The sequence below is a fragment of the Rhizobium sp. AB2/73 genome (genome assembly GCF_020871915.1).
In the GTDB taxonomy this organism is placed as follows: domain Bacteria; phylum Pseudomonadota; class Alphaproteobacteria; order Rhizobiales; family Rhizobiaceae; genus Rhizobium; species Rhizobium dioscoreae.
On sequence record NZ_CP067071.1, the window covers coordinates 2,431,236 to 2,449,422 of the forward strand.

At 61.2% G+C, this 18,187-nt stretch carries 14 protein-coding genes; 6 read left to right on the forward strand and 8 right to left on the reverse strand.

Annotation, left to right across the window (positions count from 1 at the left end):
* The first annotated feature begins 44 nt into the window (after positions 1–44).
* On the forward strand, positions 45–1,067 hold the full coding sequence (locus I8E17_RS12085; protein ID WP_069611871.1) for a YeiH family protein: 1,023 nt from the start codon (positions 45–47) through the stop codon (positions 1,065–1,067).
* On the opposite strand, the gene I8E17_RS12090 is transcribed toward I8E17_RS12085, so the two are convergent.
* The 6 genes from I8E17_RS12090 to I8E17_RS12115 all read right to left on the reverse strand — a co-directional run bounded on the left by I8E17_RS12090 (position 1,030) and on the right by I8E17_RS12115 (position 11,451).
* A complete protein-coding gene (locus I8E17_RS12090) occupies positions 1,030–2,862 on the reverse strand; it encodes a GGDEF domain-containing phosphodiesterase (protein WP_069611749.1) in 1,833 nt (610 codons plus the stop codon). The two genes, I8E17_RS12085 and I8E17_RS12090, sit on opposite strands and share 38 nt — an antisense overlap.
* A 145-nt stretch (positions 2,863–3,007) precedes the next feature.
* On the reverse strand, positions 3,008–4,792 hold the full coding sequence (locus tag I8E17_RS12095; RefSeq protein WP_069611872.1) for an IlvD/Edd family dehydratase: 1,785 nt from the start codon (positions 4,790–4,792) through the stop codon (positions 3,008–3,010).
* 7 nt (positions 4,793–4,799) lie between these two features.
* The gene (locus I8E17_RS12100) at positions 4,800–5,684 is read right to left on the reverse strand and encodes an NAD(P)-dependent oxidoreductase (RefSeq protein ID WP_069611750.1); all 885 of its coding nucleotides are present in this window, start codon (positions 5,682–5,684) and stop codon (positions 4,800–4,802) included.
* Between the two features lie 275 nt (positions 5,685–5,959).
* A complete protein-coding gene (locus tag I8E17_RS12105; protein WP_069611751.1) occupies positions 5,960–9,157 on the reverse strand; it encodes an efflux RND transporter permease subunit in 3,198 nt (1,065 codons plus the stop codon).
* Positions 9,158–9,277: 120 nt separating this feature from the next.
* On the reverse strand, positions 9,278–10,468 hold the full coding sequence (locus I8E17_RS12110; RefSeq protein ID WP_069611752.1) for an efflux RND transporter periplasmic adaptor subunit: 1,191 nt from the start codon (positions 10,466–10,468) through the stop codon (positions 9,278–9,280).
* Positions 10,469–10,638: 170 nt separating this feature from the next.
* Positions 10,639–11,451: an alpha/beta hydrolase gene (locus I8E17_RS12115; protein WP_069611753.1), complete on the reverse strand. Its 813-nt coding sequence runs from the start codon at positions 11,449–11,451 to the stop codon at positions 10,639–10,641.
* Between the two features lie 233 nt (positions 11,452–11,684).
* Here I8E17_RS12115 and I8E17_RS12120 point away from each other — a divergent pair, with 233 nt between their 5' ends.
* Positions 11,685–12,596, forward strand: a complete 912-nt coding sequence (locus I8E17_RS12120) for a LysR family transcriptional regulator (protein WP_069611754.1) — start codon at positions 11,685–11,687, stop codon at positions 12,594–12,596.
* A 53-nt stretch (positions 12,597–12,649) separates the two neighbouring features.
* Here the strand turns inward: I8E17_RS12120 and I8E17_RS12125 are convergent, their stop codons facing one another.
* On the reverse strand, positions 12,650–13,108 hold the full coding sequence (locus I8E17_RS12125) for a carboxymuconolactone decarboxylase family protein (RefSeq protein WP_069611755.1): 459 nt from the start codon (positions 13,106–13,108) through the stop codon (positions 12,650–12,652).
* 134 nt (positions 13,109–13,242) lie between these two features.
* Here I8E17_RS12125 and I8E17_RS12130 point away from each other — a divergent pair, with 134 nt between their 5' ends.
* On the forward strand, positions 13,243–14,127 hold the full coding sequence (locus tag I8E17_RS12130) for a sigma-70 family RNA polymerase sigma factor (RefSeq protein WP_069611756.1): 885 nt from the start codon (positions 13,243–13,245) through the stop codon (positions 14,125–14,127).
* 2 nt (positions 14,128–14,129) lie between these two features.
* Here I8E17_RS12130 and I8E17_RS12135 read toward each other — a convergent pair whose 3' ends face one another.
* Positions 14,130–14,891, reverse strand: a complete 762-nt coding sequence (locus tag I8E17_RS12135; protein ID WP_069611757.1) for a helix-turn-helix transcriptional regulator — start codon at positions 14,889–14,891, stop codon at positions 14,130–14,132.
* Positions 14,892–15,028: 137 nt separating this feature from the next.
* On the opposite strand from I8E17_RS12135, the gene I8E17_RS12140 reads away from it, so the two are divergent.
* The 3 genes from I8E17_RS12140 (at position 15,029) to I8E17_RS12150 (ending at position 18,165) form a co-directional block, all read left to right on the forward strand.
* The gene (locus I8E17_RS12140; RefSeq protein ID WP_069611758.1) at positions 15,029–15,976 is read left to right on the forward strand and encodes a DMT family transporter; all 948 of its coding nucleotides are present in this window, start codon (positions 15,029–15,031) and stop codon (positions 15,974–15,976) included.
* An 83-nt stretch (positions 15,977–16,059) separates the two neighbouring features.
* Positions 16,060–16,782 carry a GntR family transcriptional regulator gene (locus I8E17_RS12145; RefSeq protein ID WP_069611759.1) on the forward strand — a complete coding sequence of 241 codons (723 nt, stop codon included), beginning with the start codon at positions 16,060–16,062 and terminating at the stop codon, positions 16,780–16,782.
* 102 nt (positions 16,783–16,884) lie between these two features.
* Complete coding sequence (locus tag I8E17_RS12150) at positions 16,885–18,165, forward strand: cysteine desulfurase-like protein (protein ID WP_069611760.1); 1,281 nt, start codon at positions 16,885–16,887, stop codon at positions 18,163–18,165.
* The last annotated feature ends 22 nt before the right edge of the window (positions 18,166–18,187 follow it).

Sequence of the window (18,187 nt, forward strand, 5' to 3'; positions counted from 1 at the left end):
CTTTCCAGCCGTCACCAGATCACAAGAAACGAATGACGGCGCCCATGTCCATCGCTCAACGTACAAACGAGATCCTTCCCGGCCTCGCACTCACCTCGGCCGTAGCCCTTCTGGCCTATGCTGCGGAGCATGTTGAGGTGGGCCTCCTCGGTGGCCGATGGATCGAAAGCCTGGTGCTTGCCATAGCGCTCGGCATCGCCGTCTGCACGATCAAGCCGCTGAAGCCGGCCATGAAGCCTGGCATCGATTTCAGCGCCAAGTTCCTTCTGGAAATCGCCATCGTCCTTCTCGGCGCCTCCATCAGCCTTTCGGCGATCCGCGGCGCCGGCGTCTGGCTGATCGTCGGCATCGCCATCGTCGTCGTGCTGTCGATCGCCGCCACCTATTTCATCGGCCGGGCGCTCGGCCTGCCGCCGAAGCTCGCAACCTTGATCGCCTGCGGCAACTCGATCTGCGGCAATTCGGCGATCGTGGCCGTTGCGCCCGTGATCGAGGCCGATTCGCAGGAGATTGCCGCAGCACTTGCCTTCACCGCCATCCTCGGCATTGTCGCCGTGTTCCTGCTGCCGCTCGTCTATTTCCACTTCGGCATGAGCGTACCGCAATACGGAACACTTGCTGGACTGACGGTTTATGCCGTGCCGCAGGTATTGGCGGCGACCGCGCCCGTCGGCCTGCTCGCTGTCCAGACCGGCACGCTCGTCAAGCTCGTCCGAGTCCTGATGCTCGGCCCGGTTATCTTCCTGCTCGGCATCCTCACCAAGGCTGAAGCCTCGGGCAGCAATGAAAGCAGCGGCCATCGCCATTCTCTGGTCCCCTGGTTCATCTGCGGCTTCCTGGGATTGATGGCACTGCGTTCCTTCGGGCTGATCCCGGATACGCTGGTGACACCGATGCAAACTGTTTCCGGTATTCTGACCGTCATCGCCATGGCAGCGCTCGGCCTGTCGGTCAACATCCGCTCCGTCGCCCATGCCGGCGGCCGGGTGATCGCGGCAGCGACGCTATCGCTGTTGACGCTGGGCGCCATCAGCTATGGTCTGATCCTCGCCCTGCAGCTTCAGTAGCATGTGCGGCAACGCTGGCTGAAGACCGCCCCGAGCTCGACGCCTCGGCTGATTTCAGCAATGCTGCAGTCTCGCTTTCGGAAGAAGGATAGCCGATAGCATAGCCCTGAAGTTCATCGCAGCCGACCTCGGCCAGAACGAGCGCGTGATCCTCGGTCTCGACCCCTTCGGCGACCACCTCGACATTCAATGTGCGTGCGATTTCGATGATAGAGCCGACAAGACGACGCTGCTCCTCGGACACCGTAACTGCAGTCACCAGCTGCCGATCTATCTTCAGCCGCTTCGGTTTGAGTTTGACGAGGCCAATCAGCGAGGCATGACCGGAACCGAAATCGTCGATCTCGATATCGATTCCCATCTCCTTGATGCCGGCGATATTGGCAAGCACCGCCTCGTCGGGTTCATCCAGGAAAATGGTCTCCACCAGCTCGAAGGCGATGGCGTGGCGCGGTATTCTGAGCGCCCTCAATCCGTCGATCAGGTCGGGATCGGCAAGCCGGCGACCGGAGATATTAACGGCGATGCGCGGCGGTGAAAGGCCCTGCGAAACCCAGGCTGCGCGATCCGCCAGTGCGCGCTTCAGCACGGCCGCATCGATCTCCGCGGTAAATCCATATTCATCGGCGACCTTGAGGAAGGCTACGGGGCTTAGCAATCCCCTTCCCGGATGCCGCCAGCGTGCCAGCGCCTCCAGTCCGACGATGCGGCGGCTCTGCGCATCCACTTGAATCTGATAGAAGGGCTCGATCTGCCGCAGCACCGGCGCCAATCGCAACTCGTCGGCCAGGCGGCGTTCCGCATGCAGATCGGCCTGGAGCTGTGGCGTGAAGAACTCCACCCGGTTGCGGCCGAGTTTCTTGGCCTGAAAAAGGGCGACATCGGATTCTGCAAGAAGATTGCCTGCGCCGCTCGTCTGGCCTATCGCCACGCCGATGGACGCCCCGATCTTCAGCATCTCGTTTCCGAAACGCACTTCACGGTGCAATCGCGATAGAATATCGCCGGCGATCGCCTGAAGCCTTTCGACACTGCCGATATTGACCAGCACGGCCACGAACTCGTCACCGCCGATGCGGGCAACAATGTCGTTGGCGGTTATCGCTCCGGAAATGCGGGCGGCGGCGCTTTGCAATGTGGCATCACCGGCCGCATGGCCCCATTTGTCGTTGATCTCCTTGAATCCATCGAGATCGATATGGAGGATTGCAAGAGTGCCGATAGACGCATCGTTGCGCAACTCGGCCAGACGCCGGTCGAAATAGCGGCGGTTCGGAAGGCCCGTGAGATAATCGTGATCGGCGGCATGTTCTATCCGCGCCCGACTATGCTCCAATGCAACGGCCCGCGCTTCGGCGATAGCTTTTTGACCACTCAGCTCGCGATTGAGCAGGACGTCGGCGGTGACGTCCCATTCCGCGCCGATGAAAGAAGGCGCCCCTTCGGCATCCTCATAATAATGTGCCCGCGAGCGCAGATGACGCACCTCGCCTCCGGGCAGGATGATGCGGAACTGAGAATTATAGAAACCCTTCCTGGCCAGCGCGACATCGAAGTCGTGGATGGCCCCTTCAATATCCTCCGGATGCAGCGCGTTCATCCAGACGTCGGAGGAAACCCTACGCTCGTGAAGTCCGGTCCCGTAGAGCTTGTGCATCTGAGAGTCCCAGAGCAGTTCCTGCTCGTTGACATTATGCTGCCAGACACCGATTTGAGACGCCTCCAGCGCCAGCTCCAGCCTCCTTAAAAGGTCCTGGAACTCTTCTTCGCTTCGTCCTGATGTCGTCTCTGCCAAAGAGTACCACCCCCTTCGGAAACTGAAGAGACTAACTAACCGCAGCCAATTATAGTTGCACTACTCCCTTTCGCGAACTTTAATGGCTGCGCAAGCTACCCAAATTAACAGCAGCACTGCAATCCTTGCCAGCGGCCGGCTCCTGTCAGTGGTTATGCCGCGGCGGATTGGCAGCGATGTCGCGAAAATCGGCGGCGCCATCCAGTACGGCTCCGTCGGAAAGCTGCGTGACCGAACGACGATAGATGCGCTGCCACGGCGTCGCATCCGGCGGCACCACTGGAATGCCATCGCCTTTACGACGCGCAATCTCCGCCTCGTCCACCAGCATGTCGCAGCGCCCCTGATTGAAATCGATACGGATGATATCGCCGGTCCTGAGCCAGGCAAGCCCCCCACCGGCCGCACTTTCCGGCGAGGCATTCAAAATGGAGGGGCTGTCGGCCGTGCCAGATTGACGCCCGTCGCCGATCGTCGGCAAGCTCTTGATGCCCCTTTTTAGAAGATGATCCGGCGGCTGCATGTTGACAACTTCGGCCGATCCCGGCCAACCGATCGGCCCGGCGCCGCGAATGACGAGAATGGTCTTTTCGTCGATGCCGAGATCAGGATCGTTGATGCGCTTGTGATAATCCTCGGAGCCGTCGAAAACGACTGCCCTGCCCTCGAACACGCCTTCGTGGCCAGGCTCCTGCAAATAGCGGCTGCGGAACTCCTCTGAGACGACGCTCATCTTCATGATGGCGAAATCGAACAGATTGCCTTTGAGCACCAGGAAGCCGGCGCGCTCCTTCAGCGGCTCGGCGAAGGGACGGATGACCTCGCGATCCGTCGCCTCCCGGCCCTTCAAATTCTCCGCCATCGTCCGGCCTGTCACTGTCGGACAGCTACCATCCAGCTTGCCGGCCTGCAGCAGCTCCCACATGATGGCCGGAACGCCGCCGGCGCGATGGAAGCGCTCACCGAGATAGGCGCCCGCCGGCTGGACATTGGCGAGCAGCGGGATGTCGAAACCGTGCACCTGCCAGTCATCGGGGTAAAGCTCGACGCCGGCATGCTTGGCCATGGCGGCGAGATGCGGCTGCGCATTGGTCGAGCCGCCGATGGCTGAATTGACCCTTATGGCATTGAGGAAAGCTTCGCGCGTCAGTACGTCCGAAGGCTTGATATCGGCGAGAACCAGCTCGACTGCCCTCCGGCCTGTGCGATAGGCCATCTGGCCGCGCTCGCGATAGGCGCCGGGAATGGCGGCACAGCCGGTCAGCGACATGCCCAGCGCTTCCGCCATGGCGTTCATGGTCGAGGCAGTCCCCATGGTGTTGCAATGGCCGATAGAGGGCGCCGAGGCGAGCGAGGCCTCCATGAATTCCTCCTCGTTGATCTCGCCTGCCGCCAGTTTGCGGCGCGAACGCCAGATCACCGTGCCGGAGCCGGCAAGTTCACCCTCATGCCAGCCATCGAGCATCGGACCGCCGGATAGAACGATCGCCGGAATATTGACTGTCGAGGCAGCCATCAATGCCGATGGGGTGGTCTTGTCGCAGCCGGTCGTCAGTACGACGCCATCGAGCGGATAGCCATAAAGCACCTCCACCAGGCCGAGATAGGCAAGATTTCGGTCGAGTGCCGCCGTCGGCCGCTTGCAGTTCTCGAAGATCGGGTGGGTCGGAAACTCGATCGGGATGCCGCCGGCATCGCGAATGCCGTCGCGCACGCGCTTGGCGAGATCGAGATGATGGCGGTTGCAGGGCGTGAGATCGCTGCCGCTCTGAGCAATGCCGATGATCGGCTTGCCGGACCGCAATTCCTCCGGCGTGATGCCGTAATTCATGAAGCGCTCGAGATAGAGCGCCGTCATATCGATATGATCCGGATTGTCGAACCAGTCCTGCGAACGCAGACGACGCTTGGATGCACCCTTATCGCTCATCTCTTCCTCAAGCCTTTCCTCGGGCATTCTTGTCTTCCAGATGCTGCAGCAGGCCGCTGTGATCCTGCTCGCCACCGCCGTTTTCGACGAATTCGGCAAACTCCGCTCGAACGGCTTCGGTCAGCGGCAGATGAAGCGACAGATTCTGCGCCGCCGCCAGCACCGTATCGAGGTCCTTCAGCTGGTTGCGGGCGGTGCCCCCAGGCTCGAAGTTTCGCTCGATCATGCGCTGGCCATGCAGTTCCAGAATCCGGCTTTCGGCGAACCCGCCGCGAATAGCATCACGAAACGCCTCGCGCGAACCGCCGCCTGCCTCGACCAGCAGCATCGCTTCCGCGACGGCCCCAATAGTTACGGCAACGATCTGCTGATTGCCGAGCTTTGCAAGCTGGCCTGTCCCGCTCGGACCGACACGGGTTACGCGCCCGAGAGGCGCCATGAGATCGCGCACGCTGTCGATGACGCCGGCATCGCCACCAGCCATGATCGCGAGCGTTCCGGCGGCCGCCCCGATCACACCACCGGAGACCGGCGCATCGATGTGTCGGATACCGCGCTCGGCGAGTTTGAAGGCATGTTCGCGGGCAACAGCCGGCGATATCGAGCTGTTGTCGATAACGATCGCGCCAGCCTCCAGCACATCGGCCACGCCGCTGCCGAACAGGACTTCGCCGACAGCTCCGCCATTCGTCAGCATTGTGAAAAGCACCGCGGCGCCCCGCGCCGCCTCCATGGCCGTATCTGCGACGGTTGCGCCGTCGGCAGCCAGAGGTTCCGCCTTGCTGCGATCGCGATTCCAGACGGTCACCGCAAACCCGGCCGCCAGCAGACGCCGCGCCATCGGCGCACCCATCAATCCCGTGCCGAGAAAAGCGATCTTCCTGCCGCCCATAAACTATCCTCCGAATGCGGCGCACCAGCCCCGGGACTATATGCTATCGCCCTTTGGGTCCTTGCGCCAACGGGCCACTCCTCATGCCCGATGTACGTCAATCAAATCATCCAAGAGCTTGATAAACCTATGGTGCCAGCATGCAAAGAAAATCGGCGGCCTGACCGAAAATTCTTCAGCGCTGAATTCGCAATTGGCGGGTAGATAAAGAAAAGGCGGGACCTGATGGTCCCGCCCCGGCCTGTCGAGGACTGGAGGTCGGTTCGGCATGGCCCCTATTCGGCGGCGATCGGGAGTACCTCCGCCGAATGTTCGTTGTCATTGTGCGGATGCTGCTTCAGCGGACGGTTGCCCGTCAGCCGGCGGGTCAGCACGTAGAACACCGGAGTCATGAAGATGCCGAAGAAGGTCACGCCGATCATGCCGGCAAACACCGCTACACCCATGGCAGCGCGCATTTCGGCACCGGCACCGGTCGAGGTGACCAGCGGCACGACACCCATGATGAAAGCCATGGAGGTCATCAGGATCGGGCGCAGGCGCAGGCGGCTGGCTTCGATCGCAGCCTGGACCGGCGTGCGGCCCTCGAATTCCAGCTCGCGGGCGAATTCCACGATCAGGATGGCGTTCTTTGCCGACAGGCCGACGAGCACCACCAGGCCGATCTGGGTGAAGATATTGTTGTCTCCACCCGTGAGCCAGACGCCTGTCAGCGCCGCCAAGACGCCCATCGGCACGATCATGATAATGGCGAGCGGCAAGGTCAGGCTCTCGTATTGGGCAGCCAATACGAGGAAGACCAGGAGCAGCGCCAGCGGGAAGACAACGACGCTGGAATTGCCCGCCAGGATCTGCTGGTAGGTCAAGTCCGTCCATTCGAAGTCGATGCCGGGCGGCAGCGTCTCGTGCAGGATCTTCTCGATCGCCGCCTGTGCCTGGCCCGACGAGAACCCGGGCGCCGGGCCGCCATTGATGTCAGCCGCCAGGAAGCCGTTATAGCGGTTCGTGCGTTCCGGACCGGTGGTGGCATCCACCTTCAGCAGGGCTGAAAGCGGGATCATCTGACCCGATGCCGAACGAACCTTCAACTGGCCGATATCTTCCGGCTGTGCGCGGAACTTGGCATCGGCCTGCACACGGACGCTGTAGGTGCGGCCGAAGGCGTTGAAGTCGTTCACATAGAGCGAACCGAGATAAATCTGCAGTGCCTGGAAGACGTCGGTGACGGAGACCCCGAGCTGCTCGGCCTTGGCGCGGTCGAGATCGGCAAAGAGCTGCGGCACGTTGATCTGGAAACTCGAGAAAATACCGGTGAGTTCCGGTGTCTGGTAGGCTTTGGCGATCACTGCCTTGGCCGCCTGGTCGAGCGCCTGGTTGCCGAGGCCGGCGCGATCTTCGATCTGCAGCTTGAAGCCGCCTGTCGTACCGAGGCCGTTCACCGGCGGCGGCGGGAACATGGCGATGAAGGCATCCTGGATGGCTCCGAACTTGTGGTTCAGTGCCATGGCGATCGCCCCGCCCGAAAGGTCCGGCGTCTTGCGCTCGTCGAAGTCCTTCAGCGTCACGAAGACGATGCCCGCATTCGAGGAATTGGTGAAGCCGTTGATCGACAGACCCGGGAAGGCGATCGCATTGGCAACGCCAGGCTGCTTCAACGCGATATCCGTCATGCGCTTGATCACGCTTTCCGTACGGTCGAGGCTTGCGGCATCCGGCAACTGTGCGAAGCCGATCAGATACTGCTTGTCCTGCGACGGCACGAAACCGCCTGGAACCGTTGTGAACAGGCTATAGGTCGCTCCCACCAGCGCGAGATAGACCACCATGACGATGCTCTTGCGCGACACCAAGCGGCCGACGCCCTTGCCGTAATATTTCGAACCGGCTCCAAACGCCCGGTTGAAGCCGCGGAAGAACCAGCCGAAGACCGCGTCCATGATCCGCGTCAACCCATCCTTCGGCGCATGGTGGCCCTTCAGGAGCAGGGATGCCAGCGCAGGAGACAGGGTGAGCGAGTTGAAGGCCGAGATGACGGTCGAGATGGCGATCGTCAGCGCGAACTGGCGGTAGAACTGGCCGGACAGGCCGGAGATGAAGGCGAGCGGCACGAAAACCGCGACCAGGACCAGCGCGATCGCGATGATCGGACCGGAGACTTCCTTCATGGCCTTGTAGGTGGCGTCTCGCGGACTGAGCCCGGCCTCGATATTGCGTTCGACGTTCTCCACCACCACGATCGCGTCGTCCACGACGATACCGATCGCCAGCACCAGGCCGAAGAGGCTGAGCGCGTTGATCGAGAAGCCGAAGACATACATCACCGCAAAGGTGCCGATGATCGACACCGGAACGGCGATCAGCGGGATGATCGAGGCGCGCCATGTCTGCAGGAACAGAATGACGACCAGGACGACGAGCGCGATGGCTTCGAGCAGCGTGTCAATAACCTTCTCGATCGAGGCGCGGACGAATTTCGTCGTGTCGTAGACGATCTCATACTTGACGCCCGCCGGCATGGCCTGCTGCAGCACGTCCATGGTCGAGCGCACGTTGTTCGCGATCTCGATCGCGTTCGAACCGGGCGCCTGGAGAACCGCGACGGCGACCGCCGGCTTGCCGTCGAGCAGCGAACGCAGCGTATAGTCTTCCGCACCCAGCTCGACGCGAGCGACGTCGCGAAGGCGGGTGATCTCACCATTGGCGCCCGTCTTGACGATGATATTGCCGAACTCCTCGGGCGTGCGCAGGCGGCCCTGGGCATTGACGTTGAGCTGCAGATCCACGCCCGGCCGGCTGGGTGAGGCACCGATGATGCCGGCCGCAGCCTGGACGTTCTGGGAGCTGATCGCATTGCTGATGTCGCCGGCGGCAAGATTATGCTCGGCCGCCTTCTGCGGATCGATCCACACGCGCATGGAATAATCGCCGGCGCCGAAGACCTGCACCTGCCCGACGCCCTCGATCCGGGCGAGCCGATCCTTGATGTTCAGGGTCGCATAATTTCGCAGATAGGTGATGTCGTGATCGGCCCCGTCCGAGACGAGGTTGACGACCATGATGAAGTCGGGGGAGCTCTTGACGGTCGTGATGCCGAGAGCACGGACTTCCGCGGGTAGGCGCGGCTCGGCCTGCGAAACGCGATTCTGCACGAGCTGCTGCGCCTTGTCCGGATCGGTGCCGAGCTTGAAGGTGACGGTCACGTTAAGAACGCCGTCCGATGTCGCCTGGCTGGACATGTAGAGCATGCCCTCGACGCCGTTGATCTGCTCTTCAAGCGGCGTCGCCACCGTTTCGGCGATGACGGTCGGGTTGGCGCCGGGATAGGTGGCGCGCACGACAATCGACGGGGGCACGACCTCTGGATATTCGGAGATCGGCAGCGCTCTGAGGCCTATCAGGCCGGCGACCACGATGAGGACCGAAAGAACACCGGCAAAGACCGGACGGTCGACAAAGAATCTGGAGATGTTCATATCAAAGCCCCCTCTGGGGTGAGAACGGATGCAAAATTCCCGTCCGACGATTTGAGAGCCGCCGGCGGATCATGTGATTTTGGAATGTCGGCCTTCTGCCCACGGGCAGAAGGCGAAGTCTTACTGAGCGGTCGCGACCTTCTCTGCCAACTGCGGCGCGACGACCGCACCGGGACGGATGCGCTGCAGCCCGTTGACGACGATCTTTTCGCCGGCTTTCAGGCCGTTCTCGATCACTCGCTGACCGTCGACCACCGATCCGAGCTGGACCTGCCGGTAATTGACCTTGTTCTCGCCATCCACGACGAAGACGAACTTCTTATCCTGGTCGGTGCCGACCGCACGGTCGTCGATGACGATCTTGTTCTCGGCCTTCGGTTGGCCCATGCGAACCCGCACGAACTGGCCGGGGATGAGACGGCCGCCCGGATTGTCAAAGACGGCTCGAACGCTGACGGTGCCGCTCGCCGCATCGACCTCGTTGTCGATCAACTGCAACTTGCCCTTGATCGGCGTGCCGTTGTCGCTTGCCGTGCCGATCTGAACCGGAATCTGCTCGACTGGCGGAACGATGCCGCCGGCAGCCGGCAGTTCGGACAGCGCCTGGGTCACGGTCTGTTCGTTGGCACTGAAGCTCGCATAGATCGGGTCGACGGAAACGAGCGTCGTCAGTACTGAAGAGGACGCGCCGGCTGCAACGAGGTTGCCGACGGTGACGGCGATCTTGCCGACGCGGCCAGCGATCGGGGCGCGGACCTGCGTGTAGTCGAGATTGAGCTGCGCTGTCTGCAAGGTTGCTTGCGCGGCCTTCAGATTGGCTTCCGCCGCGGCATAGTTGCTGGCGCGCGTGTCCATATCGCTCTGCGAGATCGTCTTGTTGTCGAAGAGCTTCTGGCCGCGATCAACCTCGACTTTCGTCAGGTTGAGAGTGGCTTTCGCCGCGCCGACCTGCGCCTGAGCCTGGGCGACGGCCGCCTCATAAGGTGCGGGATCGATCGTGACAAGCAGGTCGCCCTGCTTGACCAAGGCGCCCTCGCGGAAATGCACGGACTGGATCGCCCCAGCCACGCGCGGCCGGATCTCGACGCGGTCAATGGCTTCGAGCCGGCCGGAGAATTCCTGCCAGGATGTGACGTCGCGCGGCTCGACGACAGCAACCGTAACGGGGATAGCCGGCGGTGCCGCCTGGCTCGCCGCCTCTGTTGCCTGAGCGCCGCGCGGCAGCTCCAGATAGAAGGCTGCGCCTGCAACAGCCGCAGCGACACCCATGCCGGCGCCCCACAGGGCCCAGCTCTTACCGTTGGACTTCATGTTAGTCTCTCCTTTGGCCCCGTCTTGGGACACGGGACCACAAATTCCTATCGTCTCAATAAAATCAGGGGCCGAAGCACCGCGCATCCGCGTGACCATCGCTCCGGTCTCATGCCTTCGACGTCAGTCCAATCCGCGCTCATCCCTCGCGAACCGCATGCCCTAGTCGATCAAGCCTGCACGTCTTCGACAAAACCCTTGAAACAACAGCAGATATCCTGCTGCCATGAAGGCTTGTCCTTCGACTGCCCGCCATAGAGAGTGGGCCAGCCTGTCCCGGCGGGAAGGACTTGCTGGCGAACACGGACGCCAGCCGCTTTCAGCCGACTGCCGTATTCCATGCTCTCGTCGCGGAGCGGGTCGTCCTCGGCCGTGAGCACCAATGCCGGCGCGAGGCCCGAAAGCCGCGAACAGTATCGAGGCGCTGCATAGGGGTGACAGACACCGCCCAGGAAACCCAGGTAACGGTTCCAACCCTCCGTCCAGCGCTCGCGCATGCCGCTTTCCTCCGCCTGGAGGAAAGATTTCGATCCCATGAAGGGATCAAGCAAAGGCGATATCAAAACCTGTCCGTCCAACGAACCGGGTATTTGATCGCGCGCCTTTAAAGCGACGCCCGCTGCAACATTGCCACCCGATTCCTCTCCGGCGACAAACAGCAGCGATTTTTTCGCTCCGCCCAGCGCAAGCATGTTCCGCTTGTTGCTGAGGTAGGCGAGAAGACCGTAGGCGCATTCCAGCACCTTCGGAAAAGCATTCTGATTGCAGCTGGTATAATCCGCCGCAACCACGATGGCGCCGGCCTCAGCGAGGCTTGCCGCCACCGGCCTGTTGGTCGCGTGACAGGTATCGAGAAAAGCGCCGCCGTGCAGATAGAGCACAAGGGGTGCCGCCTTCTTCAAACCTTCACCGTTGTAGATCCGCGCTTCCACCGGCCCCGTGGGCACGTTTTCCAGCACAACATCTTTCCACGGCGCACTCATCGACCCAAATCCCTGTCTGCTCGAGCGAATATGTTCCAATCCAAAAGCGGTTTACCACGCTTTGCGACCATATTCTCGAAATGCGGTCTTTGGCGCCCCCATGCCGCATTGCAACAACTTGAGAAACAACATATTGTTATTCCGCTTCGAGAATAAGTAGCCTATATTCGATCAGACTATTCACCATTACAAACAATCGACCTCTTTTTCATCGGGTCGAGGGACATCATGGAATGGACCAGTTATCAGCAATGCGGGCATTCGCGCGTGTGGTGGAGACGGGCAATTTTACCCGCGCCGCAGCCGCCCTCTCCATGCCGAAAGCGACGGTGACGACGCTCATCCAGTCGCTGGAGGCGCATTTGCACGCGAAACTCCTCAACCGTACGACCCGACGCGTCATGGTGACGACGGATGGCGCGCTCTATTACGAGCGGGCGATTCAGATCCTCTCCGAGATTGAGGAGCTGGACGGCAGCATCAGCAATTCGCAGAGCCTGCCAAGCGGCCGCCTGCGCGTGGAAATGGCCGGTGCTTTCGCCGAAAAGATCGTCATGCCGGCGCTTTGCGATTTCCACCAGCGCTATCCGGATATTCATATAGACCTAGGCGTCGGCGACCGATTGGTCGACTATCTCGCCGAAAATGTCGATTGCGCGCTGCGCGCCGGCATGCCGAGCGACCAGTCGCTGATCGCCCGCCGCGTCGGCGAGATTCACCTCATCACCTGCGCGGCCCCTCTTTATATCGAGAAGCATGGTATGCCGGAACGGCCGGAAGATCTTGAGACCAGCCACTATGCGGTCAGCTATTTCCGCGCGCAAACCGGCCGGACGATTCCTTTCATGTTCGAACGAGGCAATGAGTCGCTGGAAATCAGCCCGCGCTATATCCTTTCGGTGAACGACAGCCGCAGCTACGTTCAGGCGGCACTCATGGGTCTGGGCATTGCGCAGGTACCGAGCTTCATGGCGCGCGATGCTCTTGCCAAGGGTGAGCTTGTGCCTGTCCTTTCCAATTGGACAAGGCCGACACTACCCATGCACATCGTCTATCCACCAAACCGGCATCTGAGCAACAAGGTGCGCGTTTTCGTCGATTGGCTGGCGAAACTGCTGACAAGCTCGCGAGTCGGCGAAGCCTGAGAGGCAAACCACCTTCTTCTCTGTGTGGAAGAAGGTGGTGCCGATGCGAACAATCAATTCCAGGAGGCTCCCGCCTGCTGGCGGACCGTCGAGTTCAAGCGATTCCACACATTGTCGATCGCAATCGCGACGATGAGGGCAGAGAGCGCCTTTTCATCGTAGTGCTTGGCCGCTTCGTTCCAGATCTCGTCGGTGACAGCATCCGGCCGGTCGGCCAGTCGGGTGACCGCTTCTCCGAGCGCCAGAGCCGCGCGTTCGGCATCGGAAAAATACGGCATTTCGCGCCACGCGGAGACACCGACGATGCGCTCCATGGTCTCGCCATCTTTCTGCAGCTTGCGAAAGCCCATGTCGGTGCAGATGCTGCAGCCATTGATCTGGCTGACCCGCAGATGCACGAGATCCATGATGTTTTCCGACAAGCCGCGATCTTTAATCGAATTGCTGACGGCCAAGAGCGCCTGCAAAGTTTCGGGCAGAACGAGGACTGGGTTCTTCATACGAGCTTGCATAATACTTTCCTCTGATTGTGAGAGCCCTGTTGCGGCTCATCTTCCGACGATGCATTTTCCCGCCGATCCGATGTCACACCGGCCGGATTTCGTTCGTCATGGGTTTGACGGAGCAGAATGAGGAGATGTGACCGATGGACGAAAAAAAGTGGCAGGCCGAAAAATTCGAAGCGAACCGGCCGCATCTGCGCGCCGTCGCTTACCGCATGCTCGGCTCGCGCACGGAGGCCGAAGATGCAGTGCAGGAAGCATGGCTGCGCCTGATGAGGAGCGATAGGTCTGACGTCGAAAATCTGAGCGGCTGGCTGACGACAGTCACGGCGCGTATCTGCCTCGATCTGCTGCGAGCTCGCAAATCCCGCCGCGAGGAGCAGCTGACGATCCATGCTCCCGAGCCGATGATGGTGCCTGAGGCAGGAAACGGCATCGACCCGGAACAGGACGCCCTGCTGGCGGATTCCGTCGGCCTCGCCCTTTTGGTCGTGTTGGAAAAGCTGAACCCCGCCGAACGGCTTGCCTTCGTCCTGCACGATATGTTCGACGTCCCTTTCGATGATATTGCCCCGGTTCTAGGACGCACGACGGTCGCGACGCGCCAGCTCGCAAGCCGCGCCCGCCGCCGCGTGCAGGATACGCCGTCAACGATGGAAGCCGATCTTACCCGCCAGCGCCATGTCGTCGATGCCTTCTTCACAGCCTCGCGCGACGGCGACCTGCAGGCGCTGCTCGCCGTCCTCGATCCCGAAGCCGTCTTCAGGCCGGATGCGGTTGCCGCCCGCATGGGGGCGGCCGGCGAAATCCGCGGGCGCGTGGATGTCGCAAAGACCTTCCAGGGCCGCGCGCGGGGAGCGCGGCTGGCGGTCATCAACGGCGCGGTGGGTGCCATCGTTGTCATCGACGGACAGCTGCGCATCGCCCTTCGTTGCACCTTCAATGCAGATGGCATGATTAACGTCATCGACGCGATGGCCGATGCGGAAGAACTGCGCAAGCTGGAGATCGTTTTGATTGAAACCTGAAATTAGCGCATCTGTGTCGGGCTTGTGCCCGTCAGCCGACGGAACATGGCTATGAAGGCCGACGCATTGCCGTAACCCAACTGCGCTGCAATCCGATGCACAGGCTCGCCGGCCTCGATCATCGACAGCGCGGCAACGAGCTTCAGTCGCTGCCGCCACTCGTTGAAGGAAAGGCCGAGATCATTCTGGCACCGGCGCGACAGCGTACGCTCGGTCGTCCCCATCCGGCGCGCCCATTCCGCTAGGGAATGCCGGTCGCCAGGATCGGCTTGCAATCTGCTCAGGACTGGACCGAGCAGCGGATCGTCGGAGAGCGGCAGATAGCTCTCGCAGCGCGGCGCCAGGCGAATCTGATCGACCAGAACCTGTGCAAGCCTGAGATCCTCGGCAGTTTCCGGAATGGTGACCTCGCGGGCTGCGAAATCCGCCAGGATCGCCTTCAACAGCGGGCTGATGCTGAGCGTGGAAGGTTTGCCCGGCAGATCGGCGCAAAGGGCGCGTTCGATATAGACGGTCACATAGCGCAGATCGTGCTGGTTATAAGCACCATGCATCGTATCCGGCGGCAGCCAGATGGCATAATGTGGCGGCGACAGATAGCGCCTGCCTTGAATATCGAACTCGCAGACGCCGATAAGCGCATAATTGAGCTCGCCCCAGGGCTGGCTCTTTTTGGGGAAAACCGTACCCGCCTCATAATTCTCGGTTCGGAAGGAAACCGGATTCGGCGGGTCGCCCTCAATGCGTGGAGGCTTGCTGGACATGTCCTCATTTCACTACCACTTGTCTTAATCTCGTTATATACCGGAATTCGGACAAGCGGTAGAAAACCTTCGGAACGGCGAGCCCTTTCCGCCTTCCTTTGTTTCGCCCGAAGCCAGAAGACGCAGAGACTATTCATATGAGCACCGAGCAGAATGCTTCCGCATCCATAATAAGCACCGCCGGGCTCGCGCCCCTGCTGACGGTGCTCATCTGGTCCGGCAATACCGTTGTCACCAAGGCATCCGCCGGCGTGATATCTCCGGGTTCCATCTCTTTCTACCGCTGGTTGCTCGCCTTCATCGTCCTCCTGCCCTTTGTTGGCCGCACAGCATGGCGCAACCGCGCGCTGATACGCGAGTACTGGCTGAAACTTGCCATTCTCGGCGCACTCGGCATGGTGATCTACCAGAGCCTTGCCTATGAGGCCGCCAAGACCACCTCCGCCGTCAATATGGGCGTCATTGTTGCTCTGATGCCGTTGCTGTCGACGTTTTTCGCAAGCCTGCTGGCCGCTGAAAAACTGACTGTGACAAGCCTTATGGGCGGCAGCATTTCATTGATCGGACTCGTCTATTTGACATCGCAGGGCGATCCGATGCGTCTTGCGAATGGCGGATTCCATATCGGCGATGGCCTGATGATCGTTGCCGTCCTTTCGAATGCGCTTTACGGCGTGATGCTGAGACGGTGGGCGATGCCGTTTCCGATGTGGCAGCAGCTTTTCTGGCAGATCGGCTTTTCGACCCTGTTGCTGATCCCGATCTTCCTGATGGGCGATATCTCGCCGATCACCACGGCCAACCTGCCGCTGATCCTCTACGCCGCGATCCCGACCTCTCTCCTCGCGCCCCTCTGCTGGATGATCGGCATTCAGAGGCTCGGAGCAGGCCGGACGTCGCTGCTGATCAATCTCCTGCCAATCGTCGTTGCAGCGCTGGCCTGGGCGCTGCTTGGAGAACAACTGTATTACTATCACGCTATCGGCGGGGCACTCGCCCTCATCGGCGTTGGGCTCGGCTTACACAAGCCTCGGACGAAGAATGATCCGGCCGATGACGACCGCTGGGAAACCGAGGAAGCCTGACGGCCGCTCCGAGAGGCCCCTTTCCTTTCGCCTGCCCTTCGTTCTACCATGAACGAGTCCCGAACGACGGAGAGGAAACAAGCGTGCGCATAGCCCTGGAACCGGTGTCCTCCAGAACGACGATCCAGGAGAGCGTCTATCAGCAGCTGCGAAACGCGCTGATGGCAGGCAATTTCGATCCCGGCCAGACGCTGACCATCGCCTCGCTCGCCGAAACCTTCGGCACCAGCAATATGCCGGTGCGCGAAGCCCTGCGCCGGCTGGCGGCGGAAAATGCGCTTGAGATTGCCGCCAACGGCTCGGCCCGCATCCCCATCGTCACGCTTGCCCGCCTGGACGATCTCTGCCGCGCCCGCATCGCCGTGGAAGGGCTCGCCGCCGAGCTCGGCATCCCGAACCTGACCCCGACAGATATCGCCGCACTGGAGCGCATCGCCGGCGAGCAGCATGTGATCGGCCTCGGCGCCAACATCTACGACCTGATGGCCAAGAACCAGCAGTTCCACTTCACCATCTACCGCGCCTCTGGCTCTGAGGTACTGCTGCAGCTGATCGAGACCTTATGGCTGCGTTTCGGCCCCTATATGCGCATGCTCTCAGCCTCCGTCGAACCTTTGATGCGCAGCGGCGAGCTTGACCCTGCCGGCGAGCATGTTGCCATCGTGAAGGCGTTGAAGGCGGGAGACTTCGCCGCAGCTCGCGACGGCGTCGTCGCCGATATCAGACGCACGCACGAAATCCTGCAGGATTATTGCCCGGCCACGCAGGACGAGCCGCGCAAAGGCTCCGGCTCCGGCCGCCGCTAAGCTTGCCAGAAGAGATTCAGAAATTTGGTTGAACCTTAAAGTATTTTGTGATCAAATGATCAAAATTGAGGTTCCAATCCCAACAGCCAGAGCGAGATCCCCATGAGCTCCGCCGCTACCGCATCGCAATTCGCCGGTCACAACAGCTTCCCGGTCGACGAGGTCCGTGCCATGTTCCCGGCCATCCGGAAGGCGGGCGATTTCGTCTTTCTCGATAATGCGGGCGGTGCGCAGGTGCCGCAGTGTGTCGTCGATGCTGTTGCCAATCACCTCATCGATTTCAACGTACAGCGCATGGCGAAATACCAGCACAGCCAGGGTGTCGACCGCAATCTGGAAGAAGCCCGCGAAAGCGTCGCCATGCTGGTGAACGCCTATCGCCCAGAGGAAATCTCCTTCGGCCAGAACGCCACCTCCTTCATCCGGCTTGTGAGCCTCGGCATTGCCAAGCTGCTTGGGGAGCGCAACGAGATCGTCGTCACCGACATGGATCACGATGCCAACATCGCCACCTGGATGGCGCTGGAAGCCGATGGCGCCAAGATCGTCTGGTGGCGCATGCGCGAGGACGGCACGCTACATGTGGAAGATCTAAAGCCGCTGCTGAACGACAAGACCCGCCTCGTCGCCTGCACCGTCACCGCGCATTCCATCGGCACGATCGTCGATGTCGCCGCTGTCTGCAAACTGGCGCAAGCTGCCGGCGCCGAAACCTTTCTCGATTGCGTCCATTACGGCCCGCATGGCCTGATCGACGTGCAGGCCTGGGGTTGCGACTATCTCGTCTGCTCCGGCTACAAGAATTTCTCGCCGCATATGGGCTTCCTCTGGGGCCGCTACGACGCGCTGGTCAAGCTTCCCACATTCAAGGAAGACTTCATTCCGGACGTCCCGCCCTATAAGATCGAGGTCGGCACCTTCACCTATGAGAACGTCGCTGGCATGAACGCCGCGGTCAAATATCTCGAAGGGCTCGGCCGTCGTTTCCTGCCGACCGGTGACCATAGCCGCCGCCAAGCGCTCGCCGCCGCCATGGGTGCAATCCGCCAATACGAGTTGATGCTCTCGCGCGAGATGATCGCTGTTCTGAAGCGCCACGGCGCCACGATCTACGGCATCTCTGACGAGAGCCGCCTGGAGCAACGCGTTCCCACGATCTGCTTCAACATGCCAGGCATCACGCCACAGGAATTCGCAGACGAGATGGGCAAGCAGCGCATCGGCCTGCGTGACGGCCACATGTTCGCACCACGCCTGATGAAGCGCCTTGGTTTATCCATGGAAACGGGTGCCATCCGCGTGTCGCTGGTGCATTATAACAAGGTCGAGGAGATCGCGAGGTTTGACGCGGTCCTGACCGAGATCATGGCGCGGCGCAAGTAAGCCGCGCCTGTGAGCGGTGGCG

What these genes read in the sequence shown, in the direction of transcription:
- I8E17_RS12105 (WP_069611751.1), bottom strand. Translation starts at nt 9,157, where the DNA reads ATGAACATCTCCAGATTCTTTGTCGACCGTCCGGTCTTTGCCGGTGTT.
- I8E17_RS12100 (WP_069611750.1), bottom strand. Translation starts at nt 5,684, where the DNA reads ATGGGCGGCAGGAAGATCGCTTTTCTCGGCACGGGATTGATGGGTGCG.
- I8E17_RS12120 (WP_069611754.1), top strand. Translation starts at nt 11,685, where the DNA reads ATGGACCAGTTATCAGCAATGCGGGCATTCGCGCGTGTGGTGGAGACG.
- I8E17_RS12130 (WP_069611756.1), top strand. Translation starts at nt 13,243, where the DNA reads ATGGACGAAAAAAAGTGGCAGGCCGAAAAATTCGAAGCGAACCGGCCG.
- I8E17_RS12150 (WP_069611760.1), top strand. Translation starts at nt 16,885, where the DNA reads ATGAGCTCCGCCGCTACCGCATCGCAATTCGCCGGTCACAACAGCTTC.
- I8E17_RS12135 (WP_069611757.1), bottom strand. Translation starts at nt 14,891, where the DNA reads ATGTCCAGCAAGCCTCCACGCATTGAGGGCGACCCGCCGAATCCGGTT.
- I8E17_RS12095 (WP_069611872.1), bottom strand. Translation starts at nt 4,792, where the DNA reads ATGAGCGATAAGGGTGCATCCAAGCGTCGTCTGCGTTCGCAGGACTGG.
- I8E17_RS12115 (WP_069611753.1), bottom strand. Translation starts at nt 11,451, where the DNA reads ATGAGTGCGCCGTGGAAAGATGTTGTGCTGGAAAACGTGCCCACGGGG.
- I8E17_RS12110 (WP_069611752.1), bottom strand. Translation starts at nt 10,468, where the DNA reads ATGAAGTCCAACGGTAAGAGCTGGGCCCTGTGGGGCGCCGGCATGGGT.
- I8E17_RS12085 (WP_069611871.1), top strand. Translation starts at nt 45, where the DNA reads ATGTCCATCGCTCAACGTACAAACGAGATCCTTCCCGGCCTCGCACTC.
- I8E17_RS12125 (WP_069611755.1), bottom strand. Translation starts at nt 13,108, where the DNA reads ATGCAAGCTCGTATGAAGAACCCAGTCCTCGTTCTGCCCGAAACTTTG.
- I8E17_RS12140 (WP_069611758.1), top strand. Translation starts at nt 15,029, where the DNA reads ATGAGCACCGAGCAGAATGCTTCCGCATCCATAATAAGCACCGCCGGG.